At 31.6% G+C, this 7,667-nt stretch carries 6 protein-coding genes; 4 read left to right on the top strand and 2 right to left on the bottom strand.

The features are described 5' to 3' along the window. Positions 1-241 precede the first annotated feature (241 nt). From AACZ53_RS12680 to AACZ53_RS12690, 3 genes are read left to right on the top strand one after another with little or no spacing between them, the layout of a single operon-like run. The gene (locus AACZ53_RS12680; RefSeq protein ID WP_339839086.1) at positions 242-1,429 is read left to right on the top strand and encodes an acetyl-CoA C-acyltransferase; all 1,188 of its coding nucleotides are present in this window, start codon (positions 242-244) and stop codon (positions 1,427-1,429) included. 48 nt (positions 1,430-1,477) lie between these two features. Then, positions 1,478-1,828, top strand: coding sequence for a four helix bundle protein (locus tag AACZ53_RS12685; RefSeq protein ID WP_339839089.1), 351 nt, complete (start codon positions 1,478-1,480; stop codon positions 1,826-1,828). A gap of 45 nt (positions 1,829-1,873) precedes the next feature. After that, positions 1,874-3,664, top strand: a complete 1,791-nt coding sequence (locus tag AACZ53_RS12690) for an acyl-CoA dehydrogenase family protein (protein ID WP_339839092.1) — start codon at positions 1,874-1,876, stop codon at positions 3,662-3,664. 71 nt (positions 3,665-3,735) lie between these two features. Here AACZ53_RS12690 and AACZ53_RS12695 read toward each other — a convergent pair whose 3' ends face one another. Beyond that, positions 3,736-4,965: a sodium:proton antiporter gene (locus tag AACZ53_RS12695; protein ID WP_339839095.1), complete on the bottom strand. Its 1,230-nt coding sequence runs from the start codon at positions 4,963-4,965 to the stop codon at positions 3,736-3,738. A gap of 155 nt (positions 4,966-5,120) precedes the next feature. Here AACZ53_RS12695 and AACZ53_RS12700 point away from each other — a divergent pair, with 155 nt between their 5' ends. After that, complete coding sequence (locus tag AACZ53_RS12700; RefSeq protein ID WP_339839097.1) at positions 5,121-5,471, top strand: potassium channel family protein; 351 nt, start codon at positions 5,121-5,123, stop codon at positions 5,469-5,471. Here the strand turns inward: AACZ53_RS12700 and AACZ53_RS12705 are convergent. Next, positions 5,465-7,654 carry a multicopper oxidase domain-containing protein gene (locus AACZ53_RS12705; RefSeq protein WP_339839100.1) on the bottom strand — a complete coding sequence of 730 codons (2,190 nt, stop codon included), beginning with the start codon at positions 7,652-7,654 and terminating at the stop codon, positions 5,465-5,467. The two genes, AACZ53_RS12700 and AACZ53_RS12705, sit on opposite strands and share 7 nt — an antisense overlap. Between the last annotated feature and the right edge of the window lie 13 nt (positions 7,655-7,667).

Raw genomic sequence — 7,667 nt, forward strand, 5'->3', positions numbered from 1 at the left:
AACCAACTTTAGTAACAGAACAGTATTTATTAGATTTAGAAAGAGAAGCCTTTTTATCACTAACAGGTGAAAGAAAATCGTTAGAAAGAATTCAGCACATGTTAACTAAAGGAAAACCGTTGAGAAATTAATATTAATCAATATTCTAATATTAAAAAGGAACACAGATTTAAGAAATAATTAAAATTTTTAAAATTTCTCTAATTTATTAAATCTGTGTTCCAAAATAAAAAATAAAAATATGAAAACTGCATATATAGTAAAGGCTTATCGTACAGCCGTAGGAAAAGCTCCAAAAGGCGTTTTTCGTTTCAAAAGATCAGATGAACTGGCTGCTGAAACAATTGAACATTTAATGAAGGAATTACCAAATTTTGACAAAACTCGTATTGACGATGTCATGGTTGGTAATGCAATGCCGGAAGCCGAACAAGGTTTAAATATGGCACGTTTAATTTCCTTAATGGGATTAAAAGTTGAAGATGTACCTGGTGTAACCGTAAATAGATATTGTGCTTCTGGTATTGAAACTATCGGAATGGCAACGGCTAAAATACAATCAGGAATGGCAAATTGCATCATCGCTGGTGGTGCTGAAAGCATGAGTTATATTCCAATGGGTGGATACAGACCAACTCCTGATTATAAATTAACTAAAGATGGACATGAAGATTACTATTGGGGAATGGGATTAACGGCAGAAGCAGTTGCAAACCAATTCAAAGTTTCTCGTGAAGATCAAGATGAATTTGCGTTTAAATCACATATGAAAGCCCTAAAAGCGCAAGCAGAAGGTAGATTCGATGACCAAATCGTTCCTATTACCGTAAACGAAACTTTCGTGAATGAAAACGGTAAAAAAGAAACACGTTCTTACGTTGTAAATAAAGATGAAGGACCAAGAGCAGGAACTTCTGTTGAAGCCCTAGCTAAGTTACGTCCAGTATTTGCTGCTGATGGTAGTGTTACAGCCGGAAACTCCTCTCAAATGAGTGATGGAGCTGCCTTCGTATTAGTAATGAGCGAAGAAATGGTTAAAGAATTAAACCTTGAACCGATAGCAAGGTTAGTAAACTTTGCATCTGCTGGAGTTGAACCAAGAATTATGGGAATGGGACCGGTTAAAGCAATTCCAAAAGTATTAAAACAAGCAGGTTTAAAACAATCAGACATTGATTTAATTGAATTAAACGAAGCTTTTGCGTCGCAATCATTAGCCGTTACACGTGAATTAGGTTTAAATCCTGATATCGTAAACGTTAATGGTGGAGCAATTGCTTTAGGTCACCCACTTGGCTGTACAGGTGCAAAATTATCAGTTCAATTATTTGACGAAATGCGTAAGCGTGGAAATGCAAAATACGGAATGGTAACTATGTGTGTTGGTACTGGTCAGGGTACAGCTGGGATTTATGAATTTTTGAAATAGAATAAAGAACGCTTACGCTAAAAGAAGAAAGAAGAAAGAAGAAAGACCATGAAGCATAACTTTAAAAATCTTAAAATTTGGACTTTAGCAATGGAAATTGCTTCGGATGTTCATAATTTATGTTTAGATTTTCCAAAAAATGAAGTTTATGGATTAGTTAGTCAAATGAATAGAGCCGCAGTTTCGATGCCTTCTAATATTGCAGAAGGTTCTAATAGAGAAAATAATCATTTCAAACATTATTTGAATATTAGCTTGGGTTCTTCTTTTGAATTACAAACGCAATTATTAATAGCATTACAAAATAAATATATAAATCAAGAAAAAACGATTGAAATAGAAAATAAGATTATTGAATTCCAAAAAATGACAACTGGTTTTGTCAGTAAATTGGGCTAATCTTTTTTCTTGCTTCTTTCTTCTTTTCTCTAAAAAAAAATAACAATGGCAGATATTATCAGAGGAGGACAATTCCTTGTAAAAGAAACAAAATGTGAAGACATCTTCACACCAGAAGATTTTTCAGAAGAGCAAATTATGATGCGTGATTCGGTTATCGAATTCGTAGACAAAGAATTATGGCCAAATAAAGAGCGTTTTGAAAAGAAAGATTACGCACTTACTGAAGAGGTAATGAAAAAAGCGGGTGACTTAGGTTACTTAAGTATAGCTGTTCCTGAAGCTTATGGTGGAATGGGAATGGGTTTTACAAACACCGTTTTAGTTTGTGATTATATTTCTGGCGCAACAGGTTCATTTTCAACGGCTTTTGGAGCTCATACTGGAATTGGAACTATGCCAATTACTTTATATGGAACAGAAGAACAAAAACAAAAATATGTACCTAAATTAGCTACTGGGGAATGGTTTGGAGCTTATTGCTTAACAGAACCTGGTGCAGGTTCTGATGCCAATTCAGGAAAAACAAAAGCTGTTTTATCGGAAGATGGAAAATATTATAGCATTACTGGTGGAAAAATGTGGATTTCAAATGCAGGTTTCTGTCAAGTATTTATTGTATTTGCTAGAATTGGTGATGATAAAAATATTACAGGATTCATCGTTGAAAATGACCCTTCAAACGGAATTTCATTAGGTGATGAAGAACATAAATTAGGAATACGCTCTTCTTCTACTCGACAAGTTTTCTTTAACGAAACAAAAGTTCCGGTTGAAAATATGTTAGCAGGACAAGGTGAAGGTTTTAAAATTGCTATGAATGCCTTAAACGTTGGACGTATTAAATTAGCAGCAGCTTGTTTAGAAGCACAACGTAGAACAATTTCTACAGCTGTTCAATATGCTAATGAAAGAGTTCAATTTAATGTTCCTATTTCTAGTTTTGGAGCTATTCAAGCTAAATTAGCTGAAATGGCAACAAATTCTTTTGCTGGTGAAAGTGCAACTTATAGAGCTGCTCATGATATTGAAAACAGAATTAACATTAGAGTTACTGAAGGAAATTCTCATCAAGAGGCTGAATTAAAAGGGGTTGAAGAATTTGCTATTGAATGTTCAATCTTAAAAGTTGCCGTTTCTGAAGATGTACAATCTTGTACCGATGAAGGAATTCAAATTTTTGGTGGAATGGGATTCTCAGAAGATGCACCAATGGAAAGTGCTTGGAGAGATGCTCGTATTGCAAGAATATACGAAGGAACTAACGAAATCAACAGAATGTTATCTGTAGGAATGTTAGTTAAGAAAGCTATGAAAGGACATGTTGACTTATTAGGACCAGCTATGGCAGTTGGTGAAGAATTAATGGGAATTCCTTCTTTTGACGTTCCAGATTATTCTGAATTATTTGCTGAAGAAAAAGAAATGATTGCTAAACTGAAAAAAGTATTCTTAATGGTTGCTGGTGCAGCTGTTCAAAAATACGGACAAGAATTAGAAGATCACCAACAATTATTAATGGCTGCTTCAGATATTTTAATTGAAGTTTATATGGCTGAAAGTACTATTCTTAGAACTGAAAAATTAGCCAAAAAAGAAGGTGCTGACAAAGTACAAGAACAAATTGCAATGGCTCAGTTATATTTATATCATGCAGTGGATATTATCAACCAAAAAGGAAAAGAAGGTATTGTTTCTTTTGCTGAAGGTGATGAACAACGTATGATGTTAATGGGACTTAAGCGTTTTACAAAATATACGAATATGCCAAATGTAATTGGACTTCGTGAAAAAATTGCTGCTAAATTGATTGCGGAAAACAAGTACGCTTTCTAAAGGAGTAAAGTTTGATTTAATTTTAGTTTGTATAAACCGTCAAGTTTGGTTTCTTGACGGTTTTTTTATATTTATAGTGGAACGTCTATATCAATTTTTAAATTGGATTCATTATCCTTTTTTGAGTCTTTTTTATCGGAAGTATTTTTATTAAACATCAAACCAAACATCATAATTAAAGCTGTTAATACAATAACTTGAATAATTAAGGCTTTGTTAACCAAATCAATCTTTAAAGCTGAAGGAATTCCAATAAATAATAAAATAGTTATTAAACCTCTTGGTGCAACAAATAACAATGGCATTAATTCCATTTTATATATTTTTAACTGAATAGCTCTTATTAAGTAAATAAGTACAACAATTCCTAGGGCTAATTCAAAGGTATTTGGGTTTAAAACATCTTCTGTTTTTATTAAAAAACCAAATAATATAAAAAACAGCGAACGAACTAAAAATGCTGCTTCTATGGTTAACTCTTTAAATTTAAAAACTTCCTTATCTAATGCTTTTGGTTTTAGTGTTTTAATGAAATTAAAACGTTCTAATTCATCAAAATTACCCATAATTAAACCAAAAATCATTATAAAAATTAAAGCTGGTAAATGATAAATTTCTGATACTGCATATATTAGAATAATTAAAAGCACAATAGGCGCAAATTTTACATGATGGTCAATTCTACTCAATAAAAAGGCTAAAAAAGCAGTAGCAATGAATGAAATGATCAACATAATTAAAATTTGCAATCCAAAATTTCCAATAGTTTCTAAATTAATTACATCATTTAAAACTAAAAAATTAAAGAACAAAACTCCTAAAATATCAGACAAACTACTTTCATAAATAGCAAATTCTTTATTAAATGAGCTTAAATTACCAACACTTGAAATTGCAATGGCACTACTAATAATACATAATGGAATGGCATTAATCAATCCTTGTTTGTAATCTGCATCTAAAAAATAATAGAAGAAATGACCTACTATAAATGCCGTTACAAACAAAGGAACAATAGCTGTTACCAAGGTTTTTCCAATAAAGGGTAACTTTTTTTTATTAAATTGGAGTTCTAGTGAACCTTCTAAAACAATCAATATTAATCCAACAGTACCAAAGAAAGGTAATAATGGATTTAAATCAGGAATAACGATATCTAAAATACCTGTTCCTTGTTTAACAAGCCAGCCCATTAATATTAATAATATTACTGACGGAATTTGTGTTTTATTTGATGTCACTGTAAAGGCATAAGCCAATAGCAGTAAAGCACAAATAGTAATTATAACTACATAATTCATAAAAAAATCTTTTTAGCAAGATAAAAATATTTTAGTATTTTAAACTAAAAAAAAAGCCTTTTATATAAATAATATTAACAACCGCTATTATTTCTTTAGTTTGTTAAAAATTTCTTAAATTTACGATTATCAAAACTAATTATTAAAATATATTTATGTTTTTTATAAGAACTTTAATATCATTTATCAAAGATGATGAGTATAGAGATTTACTTATTACGACTATCCTTATTATTATAACAGGAACTTTAGTCTACCATTATCTTGAAGGTTGGTCTTATATAGATTCTCTATATTTTTCGGTTGTAACACTAACTACCATTGGATTTGGTGATTTTGCTCCCAAAACAGATGAAGGAAAGTTATTTACTATTCTTTATATTGTAGCTGGAATTGGAATGATTTTGAGCTTTATAAACACCATACAGCATCACTATACTTATATGAAACATAAAGAAAGAAGAGAAATTCTTAAAAATAAAGGGTTAACAAAGAAGAATCAATAATTCACATTAATACCAAAACCTAATCCCATGTCACTATCATAATGAGTTGTTATTCCCATATTTTTACCAATTATATATTTTAAACCTGCCATATATTCTTTGTCTGTATTTACCATAAAAGCCATTCGTAATCGTTTTGAAAGTGGAATATCTTGACGCATAAGTTGCAGTCTTACATTTCCATCATGATAAGCTTCAGCTTGAAATATAACTAACATAGGCAATGTATAAGCAAAACCTAAACTAGCCTGAATACGTTTGTCTTTTGTACTTTTTTGTCCAAATAAATTTTCTTCTATTTCTCCATGATCTAATTTTCTATAACGAGCATCAAAACCGATAAAAGGCATAAACCATTGATTTCTTCCAATATATCTACCCACATGGGTTTCTGATTCATAACCATGATCATCATGATACCCCAAACGCCATTCAGTACCAAAACTCCATCGTGTATTTTGTAACATCGCTTTACCATCATTTCCATTGGTTGCAAAATCATTTTCTGCCATTAAATGAAACTGATTACTTTCTGCTTGTAATTTTTTATAAGCCTCTGCTTTATTAGGTAAATATGGGTTTGGTTTTGAATCTTCATAACTAAAAACACGATTCATTCCTGCCATCATGTGATATAAAATATGACAATGAAAGAACCAATCACCATCAGCATTGGCTTCAAATTCAATTACGTCTGTTTCCATTGGCATAATATCTAACACATTTTTCAAAGGTGCATAATCTCCTTTACCATTCAAAACTCTAAAATCGTGACCGTGTAAGTGCATTGGATGACGCATCATGGAATTATTGTATAAAGTAATGCGAACATTTTCTCCTTTCTTAATCAAAATTTTGTCGGTTTCAGAAAGCACTACATTATCCATACTCCAAACATAACGGTTCATGTTACCTGTTAATTCAAAACGAAGCTCTCGAATTGGCGCATCTTTTGGTAGTGCTGTTTTAGTTGGTGATTTTAGCATCGAATAATTCAAAGTCACAATGTCTTTTAGACTTTCATCTTTCTCCATTTTCATAGCACTTCCAGAAATTTCAGGATACATAACCGTGTTCATATCCATTTTTTGCAAACTCATATCCATTCCCATATCATTCATGGTTCCATTCATATTCATCATATCGTTCATCATTTTCATGCCTTCAAAATACTTTAATTTTGGCATTGGAGTAGTCAATTGTTTGATTCCTTCACCAATATAAATTGAAGTAGATTTTGTTCTATCTTCTGGAGTTGCCAAAAATTCATAAGAAGTATTCTCTGCTGGAATCGTTACAATTACATCATAAGTTTCTGAAACTCCAATGATTAAACGGTCAACTTCAACAGGTTCAACATCGTTTCCATCATTAGCTACAACTGTCATTTTTCCTCCTGCATATTTTAACCAAAAATAAGAAGATGCTCCACCATTTGAAATGCGTAATCGAACTTTATCTCCAGCTTTAAATTGGGAAAGTTGACTTTCATTCTTTCCATTTATTAGAAATTTATCATAATAAACATCACTAACATCCATGGCTAACATTCGTTTCCATTCATTAGTTAATTTTGTTTTAAAATGACCTTCTCCTAGTGCTTCTGCATAACTTTGAGTTGTTCCTTTTTTGATGGCAAACCAATCAGAAGCATTATGTAACATTCTGTGAACGTTTTCGGGTTTATAATCAGTCCATTCGCTCAAAATAACAGGAACTTGTGGAATATCATCAATTCCTTTTCTGAAAGCTGTATCATCTAATTTTTTCTTTAGAATTAATGAACCGTACATTCCGATTTGCTCTTGCAAACCAAAGTGACTATGATACCAATGTGTCCCAGATTGTATAATTGGAAAACGATATACATGTTCTGTTCCTGGCTCGATTGGCATTTGAGTTAAATATGGCACTCCGTCTTCTTTATTAGGCAAGTACAATCCATGCCAATGCAAAGAAGTTCCTTCATCCAAATGATTGTACACATGAATTTCAGCAATATCTCCTTCAGTAAAAGTCAGAGTTGGCATTGGAATTTGACCGTTTACGGCAATGGCTCTTTTTTCTTTTCCAGAGAAATTCACAATAGAATCACGAACATGTAAATCATAGCGAATTACTTTTTGTCCAAATACTATAGTTGTAATTATTAATGTAAATAGTATATAAAATATTTTATTCATTTTTAAATTTTTA

Origin of the sequence: uncultured Flavobacterium sp., from assembly GCF_963975005.1 — a bacterium.
Lineage (GTDB): Bacteria > Bacteroidota > Bacteroidia > Flavobacteriales > Flavobacteriaceae > Flavobacterium.

Coding starts and splice junctions, on each gene's coding strand:
- AACZ53_RS12705 (WP_339839100.1), bottom strand. CDS start 7,654: ATGAATAAAATATTTTATATACTATTTACATTAATAATTACAACTATA.
- AACZ53_RS12690 (WP_339839092.1), top strand. CDS start 1,874: ATGGCAGATATTATCAGAGGAGGACAATTCCTTGTAAAAGAAACAAAA.
- AACZ53_RS12700 (WP_339839097.1), top strand. CDS start 5,121: ATGTTTTTTATAAGAACTTTAATATCATTTATCAAAGATGATGAGTAT.
- AACZ53_RS12680 (WP_339839086.1), top strand. CDS start 242: ATGAAAACTGCATATATAGTAAAGGCTTATCGTACAGCCGTAGGAAAA.
- AACZ53_RS12695 (WP_339839095.1), bottom strand. CDS start 4,965: ATGAATTATGTAGTTATAATTACTATTTGTGCTTTACTGCTATTGGCT.
- AACZ53_RS12685 (WP_339839089.1), top strand. CDS start 1,478: ATGAAGCATAACTTTAAAAATCTTAAAATTTGGACTTTAGCAATGGAA.